We start from the raw sequence: 23,760 nt of genomic DNA, 5'->3' as shown, positions 1-23,760 counted from the left end.
AGGGGGAACCGGAAGATGGAATATTCAACTTTCGGAAGACACGTTGCTGTTGATACTTGGGGAGTCGATTTTGAGGTTCTGAACAACGCGGATCTGCTGCAAGCTCATATGGTGGAAGCAGCCGAAGCTTGCGGAGCCACGGTGATGTCGGTGCAAGCCAGACAGTTTGAACCACAAGGTGCCACGGTGCTTGTTTTGCTGTCGGAGAGCCATCTCTCGATTCATACGTATCCTGAGAGAGGTTTTGCTGCGATTGATTGTTACACTTGCGGAGAAACCGTAGACCCGCAATTGGCGATCGATTACCTGGTGACCGTCTTGCAACCGGAGAAGTATTTTGCTAAGAAATTAATTCGCGGTTTGGGTGAACTCGAAGTGGTCACGCCTGTAGTGAATCAAGTAGAGCTTGTTTAAAGAGCGATTTTATAACATAAGAAAAATGGGTAAACTAAGATATAACCATGGAAAATTTCCATGGTTATTTATTTTACTTGCTAAGCATTGCTTATTAATTTAAGTCTGTTTGGAACATAGTTCATAAATAATTCATAAAAAAATCATAGAAACAGCGGGGTAACGGACTACCCCCTGTGATATAATTAACATAGTTTGTTTACACATGATGCTTTGACATCTCTTAGAGGCAGGTGAACTTGCAATGCACATTGTCGTAGTCGGGTTGAATTATCGGACGGCGCCTGTGGAAGTCAGAGAACGTTTTTCGTTTGCAGAAAAAGATATGCCACAAGCGCTGCAGGAGCTCTTACGCACCAAAAGTGTATTGGAAGGCGTCATTATTGCTACCTGTAACCGGACGGAAATATATGTAGTCGTGGATCGGCTGCACATGTGCGGGTATTTTATTCGTAGTTTTATGGAAAAATGGTTTGGGATTTCACGTGAGGAATTCACCAAACATTTATATATGTATGAGGACGAGCAGGCAATACGTCATCTTTTCCGGGTTGCTTGCGGCCTGGATTCCATGGTGCTCGGCGAAACGCAAATCCTGGGTCAGGTCCGCAGCGCCTTTCTTTTATCTCAGAGTGAGAAGGCGACAGGAACATGGTTTAATATGCTGTTCAAACAGGCGGTTACACTCAGTAAACGCGCGCACTCGGAAACGGCGATCGGAGAAAGCGCGGTTTCCGTCAGCTATGCAGCGGTAGAGCTGGGAAAACGCGTTTTTGGAAGCTTCAGCGGCAAGCGAGTTCTGATCCTGGGTGCCGGAAAGATGAGTGAGCTAACGGCCAAGCATTTAAGCGGCGCGGGGGCCGAAGAGGTGATCGTCGCCAATCGAACCTTTGCGCGGGCTCAGGAGCTGGCCTCTAAATTCAGCGGTACTCCTTGTTCCATGCAGGAGGCGATGCAGCGGTTGGAAGAAGTGGATATTCTGATCAGCTCTACAGGAGCTGAAGGCTATGTCATTACTTCCGCTCAAGTCGCTCAAAGCATGAAACAGCGGCCGGACCGTCCGTTGTTTATGATCGACATCGCGGTTCCGAGAGATATCGATCCGGCGATCAGTGAATTGCAGAATGTATTTTTGTACGATATTGACGATCTTGAAGGCATTGTGGAGAGCAATATGGAGATGCGCAGGGGCGAAGCCCTGAAAATTGAGAACATGATCGAGGAAGAGATCTCCTCCTTTGCAAATTGGCTTCAGACGTTGGGCGTAAAACCTGTTATACGCGCTTTGCAGGAGAAGTCCTCGTCCATCCATGAAAGCACGCTCGAGAGTTTGTTCAATAAGCTTCCGGAGCTTGACGAACGCCAACGGAAGGTTATCCGGAGATTAACCAAAAGTATTATTAATCAAATGATGCATGATCCGATTAACCGCATCAAGGAATTGGCGGGCGAAGAGAACGGTGCCGAGGCGCTGAACATGTTCACCCAGATCTTCTCTTTGGAAGAGCAGATGGAAAGACTGGCGGAATCGGAGATGGCAAGCGGTGCTTCGCAAGAAGTATTCGAAGCTGCCAAGGAAGAGAAGGTATCGCAGCAGGAAAAACCGGCGCTGTCCTTGGTACAGGCATCGGTATAATTTACACGCCCTGGGCTTACGTTATATTCCCGGTTATGCAGAGGATGCAGCCGGGGGAGAACGACTGGCACGGGGCTTATTTCTATTCGAAGAGCAGTTTGGGAATCCGCCTTCCGGTCGAAATAAGACCTGCTGGAAAAAAGGTGCAGCGTACAGTATGCTATACACATTGCACAATGATTGGCTCGTCCTGAACTTGGCCGTAGCCTGATTCTGATTAGCCGTCCCGGGAGGTAAACCGATGACACATTATGTTCCTGTTATGTTGAAGCTGGAAGGGCGCAGGTGCGTCATAATTGGAGGCGGTCCGGTAGCGGAGCGCAAAGCGGCTTCCTTAATAGAAGCGGGGGCGGTGGTGGTTGTAGTTGCTCCTGATGCAACAAATCGGCTGCAAAGCGATCAGTCCGCCGGACGGTTGATTTGGGAGATGCGGAACTACAGGAAGGGCGATCTTGACGGAGCTTTTTTGGCATATGCCGCGACGGATCAACCGGATATTAACGATGCGGTCGTACGGGAAGCCGAACGGCTCGGCATTCCGGTGAACCATACGGGTGACGGAAGCAAAGGATCTTTTATTACGCCAAGCATCGTGCGCCGCGGAGGATTGATTCTGGCTGTTTCTACATCCGGGGCTGGACCGGGTGCTTCGAGGATGCTGAGCCGGGAGATTGACGAACGATACGGAAGTGAGTATGAAATTTACGTGGATTTTCTGAGTTTTGCCAGATCTGTGGTCAAAGGCCGGGTACAAGATGCAGGTTTGCGGGCCAAACTATATAAATCGCTGACAGAAATGGACATATTGGCATCCATTCGGGAAGGCCGTTTCCATCCTTGGAGCAAGGAAGAACTGGATGCATGGATAGATCAACAACGGGAGGAATGAAGGATGAGACGCACCATTATAGTAGGAACCAGACAGAGTCAATTGGCTTTGACGCAAACGGGCCACGTGATCGATGCTCTGAAGGCGATTTGCGAAGAACACCGGCTGCCGTATGATTTTGAGATCAAGAAGATCGTAACCAAAGGGGACCGGATTCTGGACGTTACTTTGTCCAAAGTCGGAGGAAAGGGGTTATTCGTCAAGGAAATCGAGCAGGCGATGCTGGACGGGGAAATCGATCTGGCGGTACATAGCATGAAAGATATGCCTTCCAAACTGCCGGAAGGATTAGTAAATGGGGCCGTGCCGAAACGGGTTGATCCCCGCGATGCATTTATCTCCAGGGAGGGGATAAGTTTGGACGAACTCCCTCAAGGAGCCAAGGTAGGCACAAGCAGCTTGAGACGTTCCAGTCAGCTTAGCGCCTATCGTCCCGATCTCGTCATCGAGCCGATCCGGGGAAATATTGATTCCCGTCTTCGCAAACTGGAGACGGAGGGTTTTGATGCCATTATTTTGGCTACTGCCGGATTGTTCCGAATGGGATGGGAGGACAAAATCACCTCCTATTTGCCTGTAGATATTTGTTTGCCAGCGGTAGGCCAAGGGGCGCTCGGTATCGAATGCCGGGAAAACGATGAGGAAGTCCGTCACCTGCTTTCACTTTACAATGATCCGGAAACCGCATTGACGGTTGCGGCCGAACGCACCTTCCTTAGTGTGCTGGGAGGAAGCTGTCAGGTTCCGATCGGAGCCTATGCGGTTTTGGGTAAAAATAAACAAGAGGATAGCGAAGACGGCCTCTCCGGTGAAATGGTACTGACCGGGATGGTTGGAACGCCGGATGGGCGCCTGGTTTTAAAGGAGAGCATGGCCGGGAATGATCCGGTACTGCTGGGGCAAAGCGTTGCGGATAAATTGGTATCCAGAGGAGCGGGCGAAATTTTGGCGGCAGCTGAGGAGTGATGGTAATGGGGAAGACGGGGAGAGTTTACTTGGTCGGGGCAGGTCCCGGCGATGCAAGGCTGATTACTTTAAAAGGGCTTGATTGTTTGATGAAAGGGGACGTGGTCGTTTATGACCGCCTCGCCAATCCGAGCCTGCTCGGGAAAATGAAGCGGGGAGCCGAGAAAATCTACGTCGGCAAACGAACCGATCGTCACACGATGAAGCAGGAGGATATCAATCAGCTGCTGGTTGATCTGGCCTTGACCGGCAAAACGGTAGTTCGCCTGAAAGGCGGAGATCCGACGATTTTTGGTCGCGTGGGAGAAGAGGCGGAGTTGCTTCGCAAACATGGAATTCCCTATGAAATCGTCCCGGGAATTACCGCAGCAATTTCGGTCCCGGCTTATGCCGGAATTCCCGTAACGCACCGGGATATGGCGTCTTCGCTTTCGATTATTACAGGGCATGAGAGCCCCGATAAATTGGATTTGTCGATCAATTGGGAAAAGGTAACTAACGCAACGGGCACGCTAGTCTTTATGATGGGCGTATCAAAAATCGGGTACATCAGCAAGCAGCTTATCTCTTACGGCCGATCGCCGGAGACACCGGTTGCTCTTGTGCGCTGGGGAACCCGGGCGGAACAGGAAACACTGACGGGTACGCTTGCCGACATTGAGCAGAAAGTACTCGAGGCCGACTTCAAGCCCCCTGCCGTTATCGTTGTAGGGGAAGTCGTTCTTCAGCGCGAGCAGTTGAAATGGGCGGAATTCATGCCGTTGTTCGGCAAACGGATTCTGGTCACTCGTTCCCGTGCCCAGGCTAGCGAATTGGTCCGGCAAATCGAGGATCTCGGGGGAGAATCTTATGAATTCCCAGTTATTGACTTTGAGATGCCGACAGGGACAGCTATGAAAGAAACCGACGAGGCTCTGAGTTCTCTGGAAGAGTATGACTGGACTTTTTTCACCAGCGTCAACGGGGTTGAATTTTTCTTCAAACACCTGGAGAGGCTGGGAAAAGACATTCGTTCGCTGCATAAGTCCCGTATTGCCGCCGTTGGTCCCGCAACGAAGGAAGCGCTGCGGAGATACGGAATAGCTGCGGAGGAGCTGCCGGGCCGGTATCAGGCCGAGGGATTGATGGAAGCCTTCGCTGGAGCGCTGCAAGCAGGCCAAAAGGTTCTGCTGCCTCGCGGCGACTTGGCGCGCACTTGGCTGCCGGAGACGCTCCGCGAGCAAGGACTCGCTGTGACTGAAGCCGTTATGTACGCCACGGTTCCTACCGGGGAAGAAGATGATGAACTGGTCAAGCTGCTCCGGGAAGGCCGGATTCATGCCGTCACTTTTACGAGTTCATCTACCGTTACCAACTTTCTCGGTGCCATGAAACGAATGGGATTCGAAAACCCGGCAGAGACTTTGCAGGGAACGGAAATCGCCTGCATTGGCCCCGTTACCGCCAAGACGGCCGAGGAGGCTGGCTTGCACATTGGCACACTTGCGGAAGAGGCGACGATCGATAGTTTGGTGACCGCCCTCTGCGAATGGAAAAGGAAAGAAGAAAACATAGATTAGGCCGACAGGCTTAAAATGTGTGTTCAAAAAGTCGACTTGAACAACCTTGTAAAATTATAAGTAAATCCGGGAGGGATTCCATCATGAGTTTTCCTATAGTAAGACATCGCCGTTTACGGCAATCCGCCGGAATCCGGGGAATGGTGCGCGAAACGGTATTGACGGTGGATGATTTCATCCAGCCGATCTTTGTTACTTACGGTAGCGGCGTTAAGAATGAAATTTCATCCATGCCGGGGGTCTATCATTTTTCGCTGGACACGCTGGAGGAAGAAGTAAAAGAGATCGTGGACCTCGGCATTCCGGCCGTGCTGCTCTTTGGGATTCCGGAGAGCAAAGACGACGTTGGATCCTCGGCCTTTGCCGAAGACGGCATTGTCCAGCAAGCGACTCGTAAGATCAAATCTCTTTATCCCGACCTGCTCGTAGTAGCCGACACCTGCTTATGCGAATTTACCGATCACGGCCACTGCGGGATGGTGCATACTTTCGAACGGGACGGGCACGTCTGCGGAGATGTCCTGAATGACGAATCGCTCGACCTGCTCGTTCGAACCGCAGTTTCCCAGGCCCAGGCGGGAGCGGACATCATCGCTCCTTCCAACATGATGGACGGGTTCGTACAGGCCATCCGCGCGGGACTGGATGAAGCCGGGTTCAGCAACGTGCCGATCATGTCTTATTCGGTAAAATACGCATCCGCATTCTATGGTCCGTTTCGCGAAGCGGCGGATTCCGCTCCTCAATTCGGCGACCGCAAAACCTATCAAATGGACCCGGCCAATGCCCGGGAAGCGCTCAGAGAAGCGGAAACCGATGTTCTGGAAGGCGCGGACATGTTGATGGTGAAACCTGCGCTGGCCTTTATGGACGTGCTGCGGATGCTGCGCGACCAGTTTGATCTCCCGCTCGTCGCTTATAATGTCAGCGGAGAGTACTCGATGGTCAAGGCCGCGGCCGAGAAAGGCTGGATCAATGAGCGGGCTATCGTAACGGAAATGCTGCTGGGCATGAAACGCGCCGGAGCGGATATCATCATTACGTATTTCGCCAAAGATGCGGCCCGCTGGCTGCGTGAAGGCAAATAATAAAATGACCGTGACAAGGAGAGGGAACCATGAGTGAAAAGATCGGGCGCCGCAGTGAAGAACTATCGCGGCAGGCTTTTGAGGAAGCGAAGCAGGTATTGCCAGGCGGGGTCAACAGCCCGGTTAGAGCTTTTAAATCCGTCGGCTTAACGCCGGTCTACATGGACCGGGGCGCAGGTGCGCGAATTTATGATATCGACGGTAATGAATATATCGACTACGTAGGATCCTGGGGACCGCTCATCATGGGGCATGCCCATCCTAAGGTAGTATCGGCATTGCAGGAGACGACAGTCAAAGGTACCAGCTTTGGCGCTCCTACGCTGCTTGAGACGGAGATGGCCAAGCTGGTTGCCGAGCGTGTACCGTCGATTGATATTGTCCGGATGGTTAATTCCGGGACGGAAGCGACCATGAGTGCGATCCGATTGGCGCGCGGCTATACAGGCCGCAACAAGATTCTGAAATTCGAAGGGTCTTATCACGGCCATGCGGACAGCCTTCTGATCAAAGCCGGCTCCGGCGTGGCTACCCTCGGTCTACCCGATAGCCCGGGCGTACCGGAAGGCGTGGCCGCCAATACGATCACGGTGCCTTATAACGACCTGGAATCGGCGGAGCTAGCATTCCAGCGCTTCGGATCGGAAATCGCAGGCGTTATTGTGGAGCCGGTGGCCGGAAATATGGGAGTCGTACCGCCGCAGCCTGGATTTTTGGAAGGCTTGCGCCGCTTGACGACGGAACATGGAAGCTTGTTGATTTTTGATGAGGTGATGACCGGATTCCGCGTACATATCCATTGTGCTCAAGGCCGCTTCGGAGTCACCCCTGACTTGACCTGTCTAGGTAAAGTGATCGGCGGCGGGCTTCCGGTTGGGGCTTACGGCGGCAAACGTGAAATTATGGAACAGATCGCGCCGAGCGGGCCGATTTATCAAGCTGGTACGCTGAGCGGGAACCCGCTGGCCATGACGGCAGGATTCTCCACCTTGTCGCTTTTGACACCGGAAGTATACGATCGTCTTGAGTTTCTTTCGGCGAGACTGGAAGCCGGATTTACGGCGAACGCGAAAGAGCGGGGCATCCCTTGTACCATTAATCGCGTGGGCTCGATGGTTTGCCCGTTCTTTACGGACGGGGAGGTTATCAATTTCGATACGGCCAAGAGCAGCGACCTGGATCTCTTCCGCCGCTATTTTGCCGCGATGATTGAGGAAGGCATCAACATTGCGCCTTCCCAGTTTGAAGGCATGTTCGTCTCCGGCGTTCATACCGAGGCCGATATCGATCTCACGATCGAAGCGCACCGCCGTGCGCTGCAAAAGCTGTGAGCAAGGGGATGGCCGGGCAGAGACGCGGCGAATGGCTGGAACTGATGCCGGGCAAATTGAATCCGCCGGAACACGGGGGCCGCTATGAAGCGGCCCTCGTTTGGCTTGAGCGGGAACTCGGATGCCCGGCCAAACTGCTCCGGTCGCTGGATGCCGAAGGCGGGATTAAGCTGGCTGGGGACCGGCTCCGCGTGAGGTTGTTCCCGCCGAAGATTTCACAGTACGAACCCGTGGAGCAGCCGGTCCGGATTTTATATGAGGATGATTTCTGCCTCGTCGTGCATAAATCGGCCGGCATTAAGGTGCATCCAGACGGGGAGAGCCGTGAGCCGTCGCTAGCGAATTTCGTCTCCGGAATCTATTCGCTGCGGGACGAACCGGTCGCCCCTGCGCATATTCATCGGCTGGATGAGTATACGACCGGTCCCGTTCTGTATGCCAAGAACATCTTCGCCCAGCTTAAACTGGATGCCGCCATGGCGCGGAAAGAGATCGAGAGGGTTTATGTGGCGTTGGTGGAAGGCGTCGTCAATCCGGCTCTTATCCGGATTAATGAGCCTATAGGCCGGGATCGTCACCACCCTTCCCGGCGCCGCGTGTCCAAGGCCGGCAAAGAGGCCGTGACCCGGGTAGAGGTTTTGGAGACATTCCCGAAGGCTAGCCTTGTCCGCTTGAGGCTCGAAACGGGGCGGACGCATCAAATTCGCGTGCATATGAGTCATGCGGGACATCCGCTGATCGGCGACGCGCTATATGGAGGGAGCACGAAACTTCTGCCCCATCAAGCGCTTCATGGGGAGAGTCTGGCGTTTCCGCATCCTTTAACCGGAGAAACTGTTGAAGTCCCGGACTCTTGGCCGGAGGAGTGGGATAAGGTTCGCGCTTGGCTGCATAGCTGAATTAAGCTTGGCGGCCGGAGCGAATCTCTAGCCGCAGAACCGCGAAAAAGCAGGCATGCACTCTTTTTTTAAGCATATAGATAAAAACGAGCGATGATTTGGACCATGCAGTTTACTGGATACAAAATCATGTTTGGATATGCTGAAAGGAGGCAATATTTTTGGCGGATCAATCCTACGGTCTGAGGTTCGATATTTATGAACGCGTGCATCTATCGGAAAATGTAGTAGGCATCGACGAACTGGAAGAAATTGAACTCTATCCGAAAATTCAGGTCATTCCCGGGGAAGAGTATGCTTCGCTGCGCGGCCATTTACTGCTGTCGGGACTTTATCGCGGCGAGGGAAACACTCAGGAACTGGAGCATTGGATTCCGGTGGAGATCACGATTCCGCTTAGCCGGGTCGGTAAGCTGGAGGAAATCGCGGTCGAAATTGAAAATTTCGACGTAGACCTGCTCAGTGCCCGCAGTCTTAATATTACGGGCGTGTTATCCTTGCAGGGCATCGAAACTTCATCGTTGGCTGTGGAACCGGAGGAGTGGAAGGACCGGGAACTCGTGGTTGCTCATGAGCCGGCTTCCGACTTGCGCGGGGACGTGCAAAGAGATCCTGACCACATTTCGGGGCGTGAAGCGGGATTGGATTCAGCTACGCGCAGCTATACCGAGAATTTCCGGATGTGGGAGCAGGAATCTCTGCCTGAATTGAACGATACGGACGAGCAGCAAAACATACTTACATGGAATGACCACGCTTCGCCGCTCTATGCCCAGTCCGTTGTGGAGGACAAGGAGGCGGAAGCGGAGGCTCCGGAAGAATTGACTTCGCGTGATCCTCAATTAGAGGAAGAGTACGCAGCAGAGAGCCCGGATCAAGAGCGTTCTTTCCAATCCGAGCAGCAGGAAGTTTGGTTTAAGGAGGCGGCTCGTCCGTCCGTGACGGTAACCGAGATCGATTTGGATGAACCTCCCGGCGAATATGCTTCCGCTGAAAGGGAAGAGGGAGCCTTACCTGTTTCGCAAGAGGAAGAGCTTTCGTTTGAAGAGGCTGTCCCGGTTACCGCCGATTTCGAAACGGAGGACGATGCCTTTTCCGCGGAATCCGCGCAGGATGCCGAAATTCGGCCGGAACCGGAGGAAAAGAAAGAGCTGAAAATTGCCCTCGGGAGCAAAAAGAACGGCGATGTTGCTCAGGAGAGCAGTTACGGAATCAGCAAGCTGCTATCCTCGTATCGGCCGGACTCCGAATCCGGTCAGAGTTTGCAAGAGACGGAAGAAGCATTGCCGGCGGTAGAACAAAACGACGCAGAGGAAGTACGCTGGAAGAGCTTGTTCATACGCAATGCCGAAGAGCAGACTCCTTTCCGTAAAGTCAGGCTTGTAATTGTCCAACGTGAAGAGACATTGGACGCAATCGCGGAGCGTTATCAGCTTAGTTCGCGAGAACTGCAGCTTTACAACAGACTGTCCGAACAACATTTGTCTGAGGGACAGGTGCTGTACATCCCTTGATGAAAAGCCCTCCATCTTAAAAGCTGCACACTATGTGCGGCTTTTTTCATGTATTCATGTATGCTTAAGTTTGTCCTCTCTTGGTGGACTGTTGTCCATTTTTGCCCCTTTTGTTGACTCGTGAAGGTATTCAAGCTATGATGATAAAGATAAACTCTAAGCAAAATCTAATTGTAAAGACTTGGAATGGGAATAGTAGGCAGTAAACCCTTCAGAGAGCGGAATTGGAAGTGCTGGGAAGTTCCGCAGGATGCAGCTGACCGAAGTCGCCCGGGAGTCGCCCGTTTGATCCGTAAACTGTTTATGCTAGAACGGGCCGGCAGCAGCCGTTATCTGTATGAGTGTCGCAAGCTGGATTCCGGTTTTATTTGAATTCCGGGGTTGGTGTAGCCTGCGAAACAAAGGTGGTACCGCGAAAGTAAAGCCTTTCGTCCTTTGAGGCGAGGGGCTTTTTGTGTTTTCTAGCTTTAAAAGGTAGTTCAAAAAATCATCTTTCCATGACGAAGCAGATCATGAAGCGGATTCGATGTCGAATCTTGAATTCAGCCGGGCCTTCCGTTGCTCACGTACCTTATGAGCAAATGCTTACGAAGTCGTTTTCTACGAAAACGTTTAGCTCCGCTACTCAGTCCCTAGCTTCATCCGACCTAAAGCGTTTTGTAAAAACGCACTTCGGAAGCATACGCTTTGGTCCTGAAAACCTGACTTTTTGAACTAATATTTTAAGTCAATTATTTGTAATGGAGGTTTGGTACAAATGACAGAAAACCATGGACAATCCCTGTCGGCGGAAATGCCGACTACGTACGATCCGAAAGCGGCGGAGCAAAAATGGTACCGCTATTGGATGGAAGGCGGCTTTTTCAAAGCTGGACAAAGACCGGAAGCCGAGCCCTTCACAATCGTAATCCCGCCGCCTAACGTAACCGGTATGCTGCATATCGGACACGCGCTGGACTGCACCCTTCAGGATATACTGATCCGCACCAAGCGGATGCAAGGTTATGATGCGCTCTGGCTGCCGGGGTCCGACCATGCCGGGATCGCGACTCAAACCAAAGTCGAGCAAAATCTTCGCGCAGAAGGGCAAACACGCTACGACCTTGGACGTGAGAAGTTTCTGGAGAAGGTATGGGAATGGAAAGATAAATATGCTGCCTCCATTCATGAGCAATGGGCAAAAATGGGCTTCTCTCTCGATTATTCACGGGAGCGTTTTACGTTGGACGAAGGTCTGTCGTTGGCCGTTCGTGAAGTATTCGTTAAGCTCTTTGAAAAGGGCTTGATTTACCGCGGCAAATACATTATCAACTGGGACCCGGTTGCCCGCACGGCCCTATCCGACATTGAGGTTGAATACAAAGAAGTTAATGGTCATTTGTATCATTTGCAATATCCGCTTAAAGACGGCAGCGGGTTTATTACTGTCGCAACGACGCGGCCTGAGACGATGCTTGGAGATACCGCCGTGGCGGTGCATCCGAAGGATGAGCGCTACAAGAATCTGATCGGAAAAATGCTTGTTCTGCCGATTACCGGCCGTGAAATTCCGATCATTGCGGACGATTATGTGGATAAGGAATTCGGCAGCGGCGCGGTTAAGATTACGCCGGCTCACGATCCGAATGACTTTGAAGTGGGTCTTCGCCATAATCTGCCGCAAATTACCGTCATGGACGAAAGCGGAACGATGAATAACGAAGCGGGCCAATACCAAGGATTGGACCGCAGCGAATGCCGCAAACAAATCGTTAAGGATTTGCAGGACCAGGGTGTTCTGATCAAAATCGAAGATCATGTTCACCAAGTTGGACACAGCGAACGGACGGGAGCGGTCATTGAGCCGTATCTGTCGACGCAATGGTTTGTAAAAATGAAGCCGTTGGCGGAAGCTGCGATCGCCGCCCAGAAATCCGGAGAAGGCGTCCAGTTCGTACCGGACCGGTTCGAAAAGACGTATCTTCACTGGATCGAAAATGTCCGCGATTGGTGCATTTCCCGCCAATTATGGTGGGGACACCGTATTCCGGCCTGGTATTGTGAAGCGACCGGTGAAATGGTCGTCGCACGGGATGAAGCGGAAGCCCGGGCCAAGCTCGGACGGGATGATCTGGTGCAGGACGAAGATGTCCTCGATACCTGGTTCAGCTCGGCTTTGTGGCCTTTCTCGACTTTAGGCTGGCCTAATGAGAACAGCGAGGACTACAAACGCTTCTTCCCTACGAGCGTGCTCGTTACCGGATACGATATTATTCCGTTCTGGGTATCGCGCATGATCTTTACCGGTTTGGAATTTACGAAGTCCGTTCCGTTCAAAAACGCGCTGATCCATGGATTGGTTCGTGACAGCGAAGGGCGTAAAATGTCCAAATCGCTTGGCAACGGGGTTGACCCGCTGGAAGTCATCGAGAAGTACGGGGCCGATGCGATGCGCTATATGCTCTCGACAAGCAGCACGCCTGGTCAGGATCTTCGTTTCCATTGGGAACGGGTAGAGCAGGCTCGTAACTTTGCCAATAAAATCTGGAACGCATCCCGGTTCGCCTTGATGAACCTGGAAGGCGTAACGATCGAAGATATAGATATCAGCGGAGACCTGTCTACCGCGGATCGGTGGATCCTTCACCGTTACAATGAAACGGCCCGTGAAATTACCCGTTTGATCGATGCCTATGAATTTGGGGAAACAGGTCGTCAGTTATACAACTTTATTTGGGATGATCTCTGCGATTGGTACATCGAGTTTGCCAAATTGTCCCTGTACGGGGAAGATGCTGCGGCGAAGCGCAAAACGCAGTCCGTACTCGCCTACGTGCTTGATCGTACGCTGCGCTTGATTCATCCGTTCATGCCGTTTATTTCCGAGGAAATATGGCAGCATTTGCCGCATCATGGCGAATCGATTACATTGGCCGAATGGCCTAAATATGATCCTTCGCTTGAAGCGCCGGATGCCTTGGAGGAAATGAATCTGCTCGTTGACGTGATTCGTTCGGTTCGTAATATTCGTTCGGAAGTGAATGTTCCGATGAGCAAAAAAGTCGAGTTGCTTGTAAAACCGGCTTCGGCAGAATTGCTGGATATTCTGAATCGGAACGGTCACTATATCAGCCGGTTCTGCAATACGTCCCAGTATGAAGCTTCCTTGCAGGCGGCGGTCCCGGATAAGGCGATGACAGCGGTCGTTACCGGAGCGGAGTTATATTTGCCGCTTGCTGGACTGATCGATATCAGCCAGGAAATCGCGCGCCTTGAAAAAGAGGTTGAACATTTGAACAAAGAAGTGGAGCGAGTTGAGAAAAAACTGGCTAACGAAGGTTTCGTCGCTAAGGCTCCGGCTAAGGTGATTGAGGAAGAACGCGCCAAGATGGCGGACTATTCCGATAAACGCGATAAAGTTCTGGCCCGGATCGGCGAATTGAAGGGCTAGTCAATTTCGTCAACATCTGCGGCTGCGTCATTTGTCCGTTTTACGGGAAATGTACGCAGCCAAAGCTGTTATTTCTTCGAGCTTTTATATACCAACAATTAAATGAAGGTGAACGTGATGGGGGCTCATCAAGGACAGAGTGAAGAAGCACTGCAAAGCTATAGCGAAGCTGTGGATTGGATCAACGGGCTGATTCCTTTCGGAATCCGTCCGGGGTTGGAACGGATCTATCTCTTGATGGAACGGCTCGGCAACCCGCAGCGCAGACTGAAGTTTATACATGTAGCCGGTACGAACGGCAAAGGATCGTCCTGCGCCTTTTTAACCCGTACATTGATGGAATGCGGTTATAATGTAGGGACGTTTACCTCACCGTACATTACCAAATTCACGAACCGGTTTCAGTGCAATGGGCAAGACATTCCCGAGGAGACGCTGGTGTCCCTGGCCAATCGGGTGATGCCACTAGTACGCGAAATTGCGGAGACCGAGCTCGGATCGCCTACCATGTTCGAGGTCAGCACGGCGATCGCGATTCTTTATTTTGCCGAGGAATGCTACCCTGATGTCGTGGTATGGGAGACGGGCCTTGGGGGAAGGATGGATGTTACTAACATAGTAACTCCGATCGTTTCTTTGATTACGAATATCGGATATGATCATACCGATGTTCTTGGAGATACGATCGAACAGATCGCCCGCGAAAAAGCCGGGATTATAAAACCCGGTGTTCCGATAGTGAGTTGCGTCGAACAGCCGGAGGCTATTAACGTCATGAAAGAGACGGCGTCGAAGCAGCGGAGCAGTCTATATTTATTGGGTGAAGAGTTCTCGTTCGACCGCCTCAAGGTCAGCGAGAAAGGACAGGCAATGCTGTTTCGCGGACCTTTCCGCGAATTCGAGCTGGAAATGTCCATGCTGGGCGAGCATCAGTGCAAAAATGCAGCAGGTGTCATGATGGTACTCGAAATACTGCGGCAATATATGGCTTTTGTTCTTGAAGATGAACCGGTACAACGCGGTTTTGAGGCTACCTTCTGGGCAGGTCGGCTGGAACGGATATCGACTGAACCGCGCATTGTATTGGATGGGGCGCACAATCCAGAGGGAGCGGAAACGCTTGCCAAGAGCATCCGTGAAACATTCAGCTACCGTAAGCTTAATTTGATGATGGGGATGCTGGCTAATAAGCATCATCACGCCTACTTGGAGCATATATTACCTATAGTGGATACGCTTATTCTGACCGAGCCCGATTTTCGCCGTAAGCTGGATGCGGAGGCGTTGTATGAACTTGTCCAAGAGCTGAAAGCTGCGAAGGCAAAACCGGAATTGGAAATCATTGTGGAACGTGACTGGAGAAAGGCACTTTCTCTTTTGGAGTCACGGACGGAACGGGAAGATCTTGGGGTGGTCACCGGCACACTGTATATGATTTCGGATGTGCGGGCAGCTCTTTTGCATCAAACCGATTCTGAAAAAGGCTGGTGAACTATAAATTGTTAAATACGACTGAACAACATGTGCATTTTATCGGTATCGGGGGATATGGCATGAGCGCCATCGCCCGTGTAATGCTTGAAATGGGTTATACCGTAACTGGATCGGATGTGGCGGCCCAGGAACTGACTGAAAAACTGGCGGCTAAGGGAGCCAAAATTTATATCGGCCACACCGCGGAGCAAGTACATGGAGCGGACTTGGTGGTATATTCCACCGCGCTTCCGAAAGATAACGTAGAACGGGTAGAAGCTGAGGAGCGGGGGATTCCGATTTTGCACCGTTCCCAGATGCTCGCACGCCTGCTTAATGAACGACAGGGAGTTGCGGTTGCGGGAGCCCACGGCAAGACGACGACCTCTTCGATGATCGCACTCGTCATGGAACAATGCGGAACCGATCCGACCTATATTATCGGCGGAGAGATCATGGACATCGGAACGAACGCTAAAGCCGGACAAGGGAAATTTGTGGTGGCCGAAGCGGACGAAAGTGACGGATCCTTCTTGCAGTATCATCCCTCACTGGGAGTCGTTACGAATATAGAAGCGGATCATCTTGAAAATTACGGCGGCGACTTCGGTCGCTTGAAAGAAGCTTATGTCCAGTTTTTGAATCAGATCAAAGCGGACGGCAAGGCCGTGATCTGCGGGGATGATTCCAATATCATAGAGCTGCTGCCAAGTTTAAAATGCCAAACGATAACTTATGGCATCGATTCGGCCTGCGATTATACAGCCGAGCAAATTAAGCTTGGCGATCGTCAAGTCTCGTTTATAATGAAGCACGGCGAGCGGGAACTCGGAAAGGTCGAGCTCTCGGTTCCGGGGAAACATAACGTATACAATGCGATGGCAACGATCATTGTTTGTCTGGAGGCCGGCATTCCTTTTGCCGAAATCACCGCTGCCATCATCAGGTTCCACGGAGCAAAACGGCGGTTTCAGGTGCTTGGAGAAAGTGGCGGGATTCTGGTAATCGACGACTATGCGCACCATCCGACGGAGATTGAAGCAACGATTGCCGCCGCGAAGGCAACGGGCAAGCGGATCATCGCCGTATTCCAACCGCAGCGTTATACGCGCACTTTCTTTTTGCTTGATGCATTCAGCCGTGCGTTCAGCGGAGCGGATGAAGTAATCATCACAGACATTTACTCGCCTGCAGGCGAGAAACAAATTGAAGGGGTGAGCTCTTCCAAACTGGTGGAACTCATTAAGCAAAACAGCAATGCGGGAGCCAGATACCTGTCGACCAAGCAGGATGTGATCGCGGATCTTGAGGGTCGGCTTCAACCGGGAGATTTGGTATTGACGATGGGGGCCGGCGATATTTGGAAAGTTGGATATGAACTCGCCCAAAAATTGTCCGACTGAACGGTGGAAACATAGCCGGTAATAATCAGAAACGAAACTTAAGCAACCCCGATACTATCGGGGTTGCTCTTTTATTTTTGGCTGGTATATAAGCTCCTCTCCATTCATATTGTATTTTTAGAAGAATGGACAAGGAGCGTGCGGAACGTGAATAACGCTAAAATGACTTTCCGATTTGACGATCAAGGGCGGGAAACCTCGCAGAATCGCCAAATCTCACAGGATCGCCAATCCCCGGAGGAACAACAAATCCCGCAGGAACGGCATGTTTCAGTGGAACGGCAATCTCAGCAAAAGCGCACTTTAGAAGTCGTACCCACAACGCCACCGTCACCGTCATCGTCACATACACTGGAAGCCGAGCCTGAATACTCAAGGAAACCTGTCTCCGAGGATGATACCGGTTTTGTTTATAACGAGCGGAGTGATCGGGACCCAACCACCTATCGCGCCGTTGAACTGGCGGAGGATTGGGGAGACCCGTTTACGGATTATACCGGGACTCACGGAATGGTCGTTCCGTCTTACGGTAATCACGCCCCGCGCCGTACGTCATGGTGGAAGGTTGCCGGGTCACTGACAGGCGCCATCGTTACCGGGGCGTTGTTCGGATTTGTAGTCCTCTCCATGTTCAATGGCGAAGTGACCGTTCCCATCCCGGGGATTTCCGTCCCTAATCAAACGGCGGCAGGAGAAGCCGTTACGGATATCCCTGTCTTCGGTCAGATTATTGAAGAGGATAACGCAGGCTCGGTAAACTCCGTACCGGTAAACATTGCTTTGCCGGAGCAAACTTACCATTTTCTTCAGTATGGGGTATTTAGCACGGCTGAAGGAGTGGTGCTCGCGCAGAAGGAATTGCAGGAATCCGGGATTGCCGCGGCCAGGGACACCGTTGACGAAAAGCGGGTTTACGCCGGTGTTTCCCCTGATCGTGAACAAGCCAAATTACTCAGCAGCCAGCTCAAGACGGCCGGAGTCAATCTCATCCTGCATGAAATCGCGCTGCCTACTTCGGCCGAGGTGGTATTCAACGGGGACGTGGTATCGCTGGAACGGTATTTTGCCCAAAGTGCCGAATTGATAGAATTGCTTAGTTCCTTATCGGCATCGCGTCTGGTCGAAGTTTCCCCTCAAATGCTAACGGCCGAGGAGCTGGGGGAGCTTGGGCAGAGTCATCAATTGTGGACAGAAAGCGCAGCCGCAATCCGCGGCCAGCAGCCGGAGACCTTTGCGGCGGAGGTCAGTGAGATGGAAAAGGCGATGAACAGTGCTGTAGAAGCTATGGCTGAATATAACAAAAAAGGGGCCAAAACATTGCTTTGGGAAGTCCAGGACGAGATTATGAGCTTTATTCTGGCTGAGCAAAAACTAGTGGGTTCCGGAAGCTGACCGCTGAAATTCGGTAAAAAACGGTAAGGGATTGGTAATACTTCCCCTTACCGTTTTTGTGTTTGTATTGCCGCTGAATAAACCTTATAATAATGGGGTGTCAAAAAATGGCGAGGATGACAGTGAAATCGTTGTCGAATCTTTCCGCCATCTAAGCCCTGTGAGAGACGGAACCGAAGGAAGAGAGGCTTTCTTTGGAAATCCGAACCGTTAAAGGAGAGTAGTGCCCCTTGGAATCCTCAGCAGCACGCCGCATCATTCTTGCATCTACATCCCCGCGCCGACGCGAACTGTTATCTTCTTTACATATTCCGTTTGAAGTTGTGCCGAGTCATGCCGATGAAACGACACCGGAGGACTGGTCGCCGGAAATCATCGTGACAGAGCTTGCCAAACGGAAGGCGGACGCCGTATACCTGAGCTTGAATCCTCAGGATCGTCAAGGCGTCATCGTCGGTAGCGATACGGTTGTTGTCAGGGATCATGTTGTGCTGGGCAAGCCGAAGGACAAGCAGGAGGCCGCCTCTATGATTTCTTCGTTGCAGGGGAGGAGCCACCAGGTTTATACCGGCGTTGCCTGTATAGACAGCCTTACCGGCGAGACCCGGGTGGATTACAGAATGACAGTAGTGACGATGAAGGCGCTGACCGAGGAGCAGATCGAAGCATACGCTGCCAGCGGAGAAGGACTGGACAAAGCCGGAGCTTACGGCATTCAAGGACTTGGGTCGACGATCGTGACCGGGATCGAAGGCTGTTATTTTAATGTCGTCGGATTACCGTTGTCATTGCTGGCCGAGATGCTGGCTTCATTCGGAATTGCCGTGTTTTAGAATCAGGAAGAGATAAAGCATATCCTTCCGGAATGTATTTTGCCCGCAAAGCGTTGCTTTGCCAAAACCATTCGGAAGCGAGGGATCATGTTGGAAATTGCAACTTATATGCTGCGTGATATTCCTAATGAAGAACGGCCCAGAGAACGGATGCTGCAATATGGGGCAGGCGCGCTAAGTCAGGCGGAACTGCTTGCTATTTTGCTGCGGACGGGGACGCGTCAGGAGTCCGCGATTCACATGGCTCAGCGGATACTGGCGGAAAATGGAGGGATCCGGGGCATCTTGGATCTCAGTCTAGATGAATTGACGAAAATGAAAGGAATCGGACCGGCTAAAGCGGTGCAGATCAAGGCTGGTATAGAGCTTGGTCAACGGTTAGCCAGAACGCGCCTGCCGGAAGCGCAGACGATTCGCAGCCCGCATGATGCGGCGGATTTATTGATGGAACAACTCCGGTATTTGCATAAGGAACATTTTGTTTGTCTGTTTTTAAATACGAAAAATCATATCATTGCTCAGGAGACCCTGTCGATCGGAAGTTTAAATGCTTCTATCGTTCATCCGCGGGAAGTGTTTCGCGCCGCAATCAAGTGCAGCAGCGCATCCGTCGTCTGCGCCCATAATCATCCCAGCGGGGACCCGACGCCTAGTCCGGAGGATATCCGGATGACGGAACGGCTGTGCCGGGCGGGAGATATTGTTGGGATCGACGTGTTGGACCACATTGTCATCGGGGACGGAAAATTCGTCAGTTTGAAGGAGCAAGGCTTGATGTAATATAATAGATAAGATACAGAAGGAAAGGGAGATACAGCATGTTAGGTGGCTTTACGAAAGATTTGGGAATCGATTTGGGGACGGCAAATACCCTGGTTTATATCCGTGGAAAAGGAATTATCGTGAGAGAACCTTCGGTAGTCGCCATTCATACCGATACTAAAAATATTGTGGCGGTCGGCGAGTCGGCCAAAAAAATGATCGGGAGAACTCCGGGCAATATCCGGGCCATTCGTCCAATGAAGGACGGGGTTATCGCCGATTTTGATACGACGGCAACAATGATCAAATATTTCATTCGCCAGGCACAGAAGCAGCGTTCGCTGTTCCAGCGCCATCCTAACGTGATGGTTTGCGTTCCGTCCGGCATCACGGCCGTTGAACAACGCGCGGTAGAAGATGCGACCAAACAAGCCGGAGCTCGTGAAGCTTATACGATCGAGGAGCCTTTCGCAGCGGCAATCGGCGCTGACTTGCCGGTCTGGGAACCGACAGGAAGCATGGTTGTTGATATCGGCGGCGGTACGACAGAGGTTGCGGTTATCTCTCTGGGAGGCATCGTAACGAGTAAATCGGTACGGGTTGCCGGCGACGAAATGGATGAATCGATCATCCAGTACATTAAACGGCAGTATAATTTAATGGTGGGCGAAAGAACGTCCGAACAATTGAAAATGGATATCGGTTCCGCGCTTGCTTTGGAAAAGGTCGAAACGATGGAAATTCGGGGCCGCGATCTTGTTTCGGGACTGCCGAAAACGATCACCATCACTTCTGACGAAATTTCCGAAGCGCTTAGCGATACGGTTAATGCTATTGTGGATGCCGTTAAAGTCACCTTGGAGAAATGTCCTCCGGAGCTGGCCGCGGATATTATGGACCGCGGAATCGTATTGACCGGCGGCGGAGCCCTGCTTCGCAATCTGGACAAATTGCTTGCAGGCGAGACGGGAATGCCCGTTATCGTTGCGGAGAACCCGCTGGATTGCGTAGCGATCGGCACGGGCAGAGCCTTGGATAACATTCACTTGTTTAAGTCAAAGAGCAGCTCCGCGCTTCGTTCCAAGCGTTAAGATTGAAGAATGCTTCACACATTGGATAACGGCCCCGTCCGGCAGCGGACGGACAGCCGTTTTTCTCGGTTTTTAACATTCTGATCATTCGGGAGAATCCCCGCTAAGGGGATAGGGAGAAATATGTAAGGTTGGAGGGTGCTTAAACTGTTTAAGCTGCTTGGCAATAAAAGACTGTTTATTTTGCTGATGGGACTCATCCTTTTCATTGCGGTCATGGGTTTCACCCTCGGATCGAGAACCAAATTGTCCTGGCCGGAAAAGTTTGTCAAGGACACGGTTGGCTTTGTGCAATACGTGTTTTACAAGCCCGCTGGCTACGTAGCGGGCTTGTTTGAAGATATCTCGGAACTGCATGCGCTCCAGGAGGAGAATGAGCAGCTTAAAATCGCCCTGTCCCACTATACGCGGGATAAGGCTTACTATAACTGGATTGAGCAGGAGAACGAGCGCCTGAAGAACGACCTGAAATTTACGAATGCTCAAAAGGAAATGTACGATTACACCTGGAAGATCGCACATGTCATTAGCGTGAATGATGATCCTGTCAATCGGACGATCGTGCTCAACATCGGTGGACGGGAAGGCGTCAAAGAAGGCATGGCCGTCTCTTCCGCTGAAGGTTTGGTTGGGATCGTCAGCCATGTCAGCAATTTTACCGCCACGGTGAAACTGGTAACGACCATGGATGCTAGAGATCCGAATTCAAACGGGATTGCCGTAACGGCCCAAGGTAAGGAGAATCAGATTTTCGGGGTGATCGAGTCCTTTGACAAAACCAGCGGTAATTTCCTGATGAGCCGAATTGATGACAAGAAGACTCTTGCCGAGGGTGACCTTATCGTATCCTCGGGAATCGGCGGGGTATTTCCGCGCGGGATGATTATCGGCAAGGTCACGGATATCCAGGTAGGCGAATTTGGATTGACCTATACGGCTACGGTTAAACCGGCGGCGAGCTTTACGGATTGGAAAGAGCTGTTCGTAGTCTTTGCACCGGAGGCTGAAAAAGAGTGAGGAAACGCAAATATATTCTGATTCTGCTGCTGTTTCTTCTGTTCATTGTGGAGGGGACCATCGTCCCCTGGCTGATTCCGCCTTCCTGGGAGACCCGCATCGTCCCGCATCTGGTTTATATCGCTATTTTATTTTTCTCCGTATATGAGAATCGCCATACCGGACTGGTGCTCGGACTGTGCTTCGGCTTGCTGCAGGATATTGTATACTATGGTTCCATGATCGGCGCTTATTCGTTCGCGATGGGATTCTCCTGCTACCTACTGGGGCTTCTGTCCAAGACGCGTCAAGCTCCGCTTCCATTAATGATGATTATCGTTTTGACCGGAAGTATACTGCTTGATTCGATATTGTTCGGTACTTATTCCTTGTTCGGACTTGTTCACGAGCCGTATGCCTGGGCTTTGATGAATCATATTATTCCGAATGTGTTCGTGCAGTTTGTGTTCGCGTTGATCATTTATGTACCGCTTCGCCGACAGCTAGAAATCATTACCAGGCGTCGTTCAGTCGAAGACAAGGCTTGATTTCCGACTTTTGCCCGGGAGAAGCAGGAACTTTCCGCCTTCTGCTCGAATTGATTAGGGAGGAGGGACAGGCTTATGACAGTAAAACCCAATCACGTTACAATCAAAGGCATCAAGGATGGCCTGGTTTTCCTGCTGGACGACAAGTGTGAACTCGGAACTTTGCTGGAAGAGTTGCGTTATAAATTGGAACATAGCCATCAAAATATTTTAACCGGTCCGATCATACATGTTGACGTAAAGCTGGGGACGCGGATCGTAAGCGACGACCAGAAAGAGTCGATCCTGGATATCCTGAGGCAAAAGGGAAACCTGCTGATTCGCTCCGTGGAAATGCCGGATTCGGAGCCTGCTGCCGATCCTCTCAAATCATTGACTACGATGTGCGGAATCGTCCGCTCCGGGCAAGTGCTCCATCATGAAGGGAACCTGATGTTCCTGGGAGACGTGAATCCGGGCGGAACGATCGCCTGTACGGGAGATATTTTTATTCTCGGATCATTGAGAGGAATGGCGCATGCCGGCTTGGAGGGCAATGAAGAGGCGGTAATTGCGGCCTCTTATTTGGCGCCTACCCAGCTTAGAATTGCCGAGGTTATCAGCCGGCCTCCGGATGAATGGGAGAACCGGGAGACTAGTATGGAATTTGCTTTTTTAAGTGACGGGAAGATGCAGATAGACAAAATTAGCAATATCCTCCGGATGAGACCGGATTTTATCGCGTTTAAAGGGGTGTAATCTATGGGAGAAGCTATCGTTGTCACATCCGGTAAGGGCGGTGTGGGCAAAACGACCACTTCGGCCAATATCGGTACAGCGCTTGCGCTGCTTGGCAAAAAGGTGTGTCTGGTGGATACGGATATCGGACTGCGCAATCTGGACGTAGTTATGGGACTGGAGAACCGGATCATTTATGATTTGATCGATGTGGCTGAAGGACGCTGTCGTTTAAACCAGGCTCTGGTGAAGGACAAGCGATTCGATGAGCTTTACATGCTGCCCGCTGCGCAAACTAAGGACAAACACGCGGTGACCGCTGAACAGGTCAAGGACATCATTCTTGAATTGAAAAAAGATCATGAATACGTGATTATCGACTGCCCTGCCGGGATTGAACAGGGCTTCAAAAACGCTATTGCCGGTGCCGATCAGGCTATCGTCGTGACTACGCCGGAGCATGCGGCCGTGCGGGACGCGGACCGGATTATCGGGCTGCTTGAGAGCTCCCATATCTCTTCGCCAAAATTGATCGTAAACCGGATCAGGGCAAATATGGTCAAATCCGGCGACATGCTCGAAATTGAGGATATCCTTCAGGTGCTGAATATCGACTTGATCGGTATCGTGCCGGATGACGAGTCTGTAATCAAAGCGGCCAATTCCGGTGAGCCGACGGTAATGAACCCCGATTCGAGAGCGGCAATCGCTTACCGCAACATTGCCCGCCGGATTTTGGGCGATACGGTTCCCCTGATGCTGCTGGATCAGAAAAAGGGCATGTTTACGCGCTTCAAAAAGTTTTTCGGAATGGGTTGA

General features: G+C 51.6%; 20 protein-coding genes and 1 other annotated feature. All 20 genes read left to right on the top strand.

All coding sequences use genetic code 11. The features are described 5' to 3' along the window. The first annotated feature begins 15 nt into the window (after positions 1–15). Complete coding sequence (gene speD / locus KJS57_RS19930) at positions 16–414, top strand: adenosylmethionine decarboxylase (protein ID WP_211023266.1); 399 nt, start codon at positions 16–18, stop codon at positions 412–414. Between the two features lie 244 nt (positions 415–658). Then, positions 659–2,050: a glutamyl-tRNA reductase gene (gene hemA, locus KJS57_RS19925; protein ID WP_213656102.1), complete on the top strand. Its 1,392-nt coding sequence runs from the start codon at positions 659–661 to the stop codon at positions 2,048–2,050. Positions 2,051–2,291: 241 nt separating this feature from the next. Next, on the top strand, positions 2,292–2,939 hold the full coding sequence (locus tag KJS57_RS19920) for a precorrin-2 dehydrogenase/sirohydrochlorin ferrochelatase family protein (RefSeq protein ID WP_213656101.1): 648 nt from the start codon (positions 2,292–2,294) through the stop codon (positions 2,937–2,939). Between the two features lie 3 nt (positions 2,940–2,942). Continuing rightward, positions 2,943–3,905, top strand: coding sequence for a hydroxymethylbilane synthase (hemC, locus tag KJS57_RS19915; RefSeq protein WP_213656100.1), 963 nt, complete (start codon positions 2,943–2,945; stop codon positions 3,903–3,905). A 5-nt stretch (positions 3,906–3,910) separates the two neighbouring features. Then, positions 3,911–5,464 (top strand): uroporphyrinogen-III C-methyltransferase, encoded by a 1,554-nt coding sequence (gene cobA, locus KJS57_RS19910; RefSeq protein WP_213656099.1) that lies wholly within the window; start codon positions 3,911–3,913, stop codon positions 5,462–5,464. Between the two features lie 83 nt (positions 5,465–5,547). Next, positions 5,548–6,552 (top strand): porphobilinogen synthase, encoded by a 1,005-nt coding sequence (hemB, locus tag KJS57_RS19905; protein WP_213656098.1) that lies wholly within the window; start codon positions 5,548–5,550, stop codon positions 6,550–6,552. A 29-nt stretch (positions 6,553–6,581) separates the two neighbouring features. Next, positions 6,582–7,883: a glutamate-1-semialdehyde 2,1-aminomutase gene (hemL, locus tag KJS57_RS19900; RefSeq protein WP_213656097.1), complete on the top strand. Its 1,302-nt coding sequence runs from the start codon at positions 6,582–6,584 to the stop codon at positions 7,881–7,883. Between the two features lie 8 nt (positions 7,884–7,891). Beyond that, on the top strand, positions 7,892–8,782 hold the full coding sequence (locus KJS57_RS19895; RefSeq protein WP_244861640.1) for an RluA family pseudouridine synthase: 891 nt from the start codon (positions 7,892–7,894) through the stop codon (positions 8,780–8,782). 161 nt (positions 8,783–8,943) lie between these two features. Further along, a complete protein-coding gene (locus KJS57_RS19890) occupies positions 8,944–10,296 on the top strand; it encodes a LysM peptidoglycan-binding domain-containing protein (protein ID WP_213656096.1) in 1,353 nt (450 codons plus the stop codon). Positions 10,297–10,469: 173 nt separating this feature from the next. Continuing rightward, positions 10,470–10,735, top strand: a binding site (T-box leader). 318 nt (positions 10,736–11,053) lie between these two features. Next, positions 11,054–13,726, top strand: a complete 2,673-nt coding sequence (locus tag KJS57_RS19885; RefSeq protein ID WP_213656095.1) for a valine--tRNA ligase — start codon at positions 11,054–11,056, stop codon at positions 13,724–13,726. Positions 13,727–13,843: 117 nt separating this feature from the next. Then, positions 13,844–15,217, top strand: coding sequence for a bifunctional folylpolyglutamate synthase/dihydrofolate synthase (locus KJS57_RS19880; protein ID WP_213656094.1), 1,374 nt, complete (start codon positions 13,844–13,846; stop codon positions 15,215–15,217). A gap of 8 nt (positions 15,218–15,225) precedes the next feature. Next, entirely contained in the window at positions 15,226–16,602 is a 1,377-nt protein-coding gene (gene murC / locus KJS57_RS19875; RefSeq protein WP_213656093.1) for a UDP-N-acetylmuramate--L-alanine ligase, read from the top strand. Between the two features lie 147 nt (positions 16,603–16,749). Continuing rightward, positions 16,750–17,994: an SPOR domain-containing protein gene (locus KJS57_RS19870; RefSeq protein WP_244861638.1), complete on the top strand. Its 1,245-nt coding sequence runs from the start codon at positions 16,750–16,752 to the stop codon at positions 17,992–17,994. Positions 17,995–18,224: 230 nt separating this feature from the next. Continuing rightward, complete coding sequence (locus KJS57_RS19865; RefSeq protein WP_211023244.1) at positions 18,225–18,827, top strand: Maf family protein; 603 nt, start codon at positions 18,225–18,227, stop codon at positions 18,825–18,827. Positions 18,828–18,914: 87 nt separating this feature from the next. Beyond that, complete coding sequence (gene radC / locus KJS57_RS19860) at positions 18,915–19,607, top strand: RadC family protein (protein ID WP_211023242.1); 693 nt, start codon at positions 18,915–18,917, stop codon at positions 19,605–19,607. Positions 19,608–19,645: 38 nt separating this feature from the next. Then, positions 19,646–20,680, top strand: coding sequence for a rod shape-determining protein (locus KJS57_RS19855; protein ID WP_211023240.1), 1,035 nt, complete (start codon positions 19,646–19,648; stop codon positions 20,678–20,680). Positions 20,681–20,818: 138 nt separating this feature from the next. After that, positions 20,819–21,697 carry a rod shape-determining protein MreC gene (gene mreC / locus KJS57_RS19850; RefSeq protein ID WP_211023238.1) on the top strand — a complete coding sequence of 293 codons (879 nt, stop codon included), beginning with the start codon at positions 20,819–20,821 and terminating at the stop codon, positions 21,695–21,697. Continuing rightward, positions 21,694–22,224, top strand: a complete 531-nt coding sequence (gene mreD / locus KJS57_RS19845; protein ID WP_213656092.1) for a rod shape-determining protein MreD — start codon at positions 21,694–21,696, stop codon at positions 22,222–22,224. The genes mreC and mreD overlap by 4 nt, the downstream gene beginning before the upstream one ends. Before the next feature lie 75 nt (positions 22,225–22,299). Further along, positions 22,300–22,962 (top strand): septum site-determining protein MinC, encoded by a 663-nt coding sequence (gene minC, locus KJS57_RS19840; RefSeq protein WP_213656091.1) that lies wholly within the window; start codon positions 22,300–22,302, stop codon positions 22,960–22,962. Positions 22,963–22,965: 3 nt separating this feature from the next. Continuing rightward, on the top strand, positions 22,966–23,760 hold the full coding sequence (gene minD, locus KJS57_RS19835; protein WP_211023231.1) for a septum site-determining protein MinD: 795 nt from the start codon (positions 22,966–22,968) through the stop codon (positions 23,758–23,760).

Origin of the sequence: Paenibacillus vini (assembly GCF_018403325.1) — a bacterium.
GTDB lineage: Bacteria > Bacillota > Bacilli > Paenibacillales > Paenibacillaceae > Fontibacillus > Fontibacillus vini.
The sequence above is the reverse complement of the archived record's forward strand: the minus strand, read 5'-3'. Positions and strand labels throughout refer to the sequence as shown.

What these genes read in the sequence shown, in the direction of transcription:
- radC (WP_211023242.1), top strand. Translation starts at nt 18,915, where the DNA reads ATGTTGGAAATTGCAACTTATATGCTGCGTGATATTCCTAATGAAGAA.
- hemA (WP_213656102.1), top strand. Translation starts at nt 659, where the DNA reads ATGCACATTGTCGTAGTCGGGTTGAATTATCGGACGGCGCCTGTGGAA.
- minD (WP_211023231.1), top strand. Translation starts at nt 22,966, where the DNA reads ATGGGAGAAGCTATCGTTGTCACATCCGGTAAGGGCGGTGTGGGCAAA.
- KJS57_RS19855 (WP_211023240.1), top strand. Translation starts at nt 19,646, where the DNA reads ATGTTAGGTGGCTTTACGAAAGATTTGGGAATCGATTTGGGGACGGCA.
- minC (WP_213656091.1), top strand. Translation starts at nt 22,300, where the DNA reads ATGACAGTAAAACCCAATCACGTTACAATCAAAGGCATCAAGGATGGC.
- KJS57_RS19880 (WP_213656094.1), top strand. Translation starts at nt 13,844, where the DNA reads ATGGGGGCTCATCAAGGACAGAGTGAAGAAGCACTGCAAAGCTATAGC.
- hemC (WP_213656100.1), top strand. Translation starts at nt 2,943, where the DNA reads ATGAGACGCACCATTATAGTAGGAACCAGACAGAGTCAATTGGCTTTG.
- cobA (WP_213656099.1), top strand. Translation starts at nt 3,911, where the DNA reads ATGGGGAAGACGGGGAGAGTTTACTTGGTCGGGGCAGGTCCCGGCGAT.
- hemL (WP_213656097.1), top strand. Translation starts at nt 6,582, where the DNA reads ATGAGTGAAAAGATCGGGCGCCGCAGTGAAGAACTATCGCGGCAGGCT.
- KJS57_RS19920 (WP_213656101.1), top strand. Translation starts at nt 2,292, where the DNA reads ATGACACATTATGTTCCTGTTATGTTGAAGCTGGAAGGGCGCAGGTGC.
- KJS57_RS19895 (WP_244861640.1), top strand. Translation starts at nt 7,892, where the DNA reads ATGGCCGGGCAGAGACGCGGCGAATGGCTGGAACTGATGCCGGGCAAA.
- hemB (WP_213656098.1), top strand. Translation starts at nt 5,548, where the DNA reads ATGAGTTTTCCTATAGTAAGACATCGCCGTTTACGGCAATCCGCCGGA.
- KJS57_RS19885 (WP_213656095.1), top strand. Translation starts at nt 11,054, where the DNA reads ATGACAGAAAACCATGGACAATCCCTGTCGGCGGAAATGCCGACTACG.
- speD (WP_211023266.1), top strand. Translation starts at nt 16, where the DNA reads ATGGAATATTCAACTTTCGGAAGACACGTTGCTGTTGATACTTGGGGA.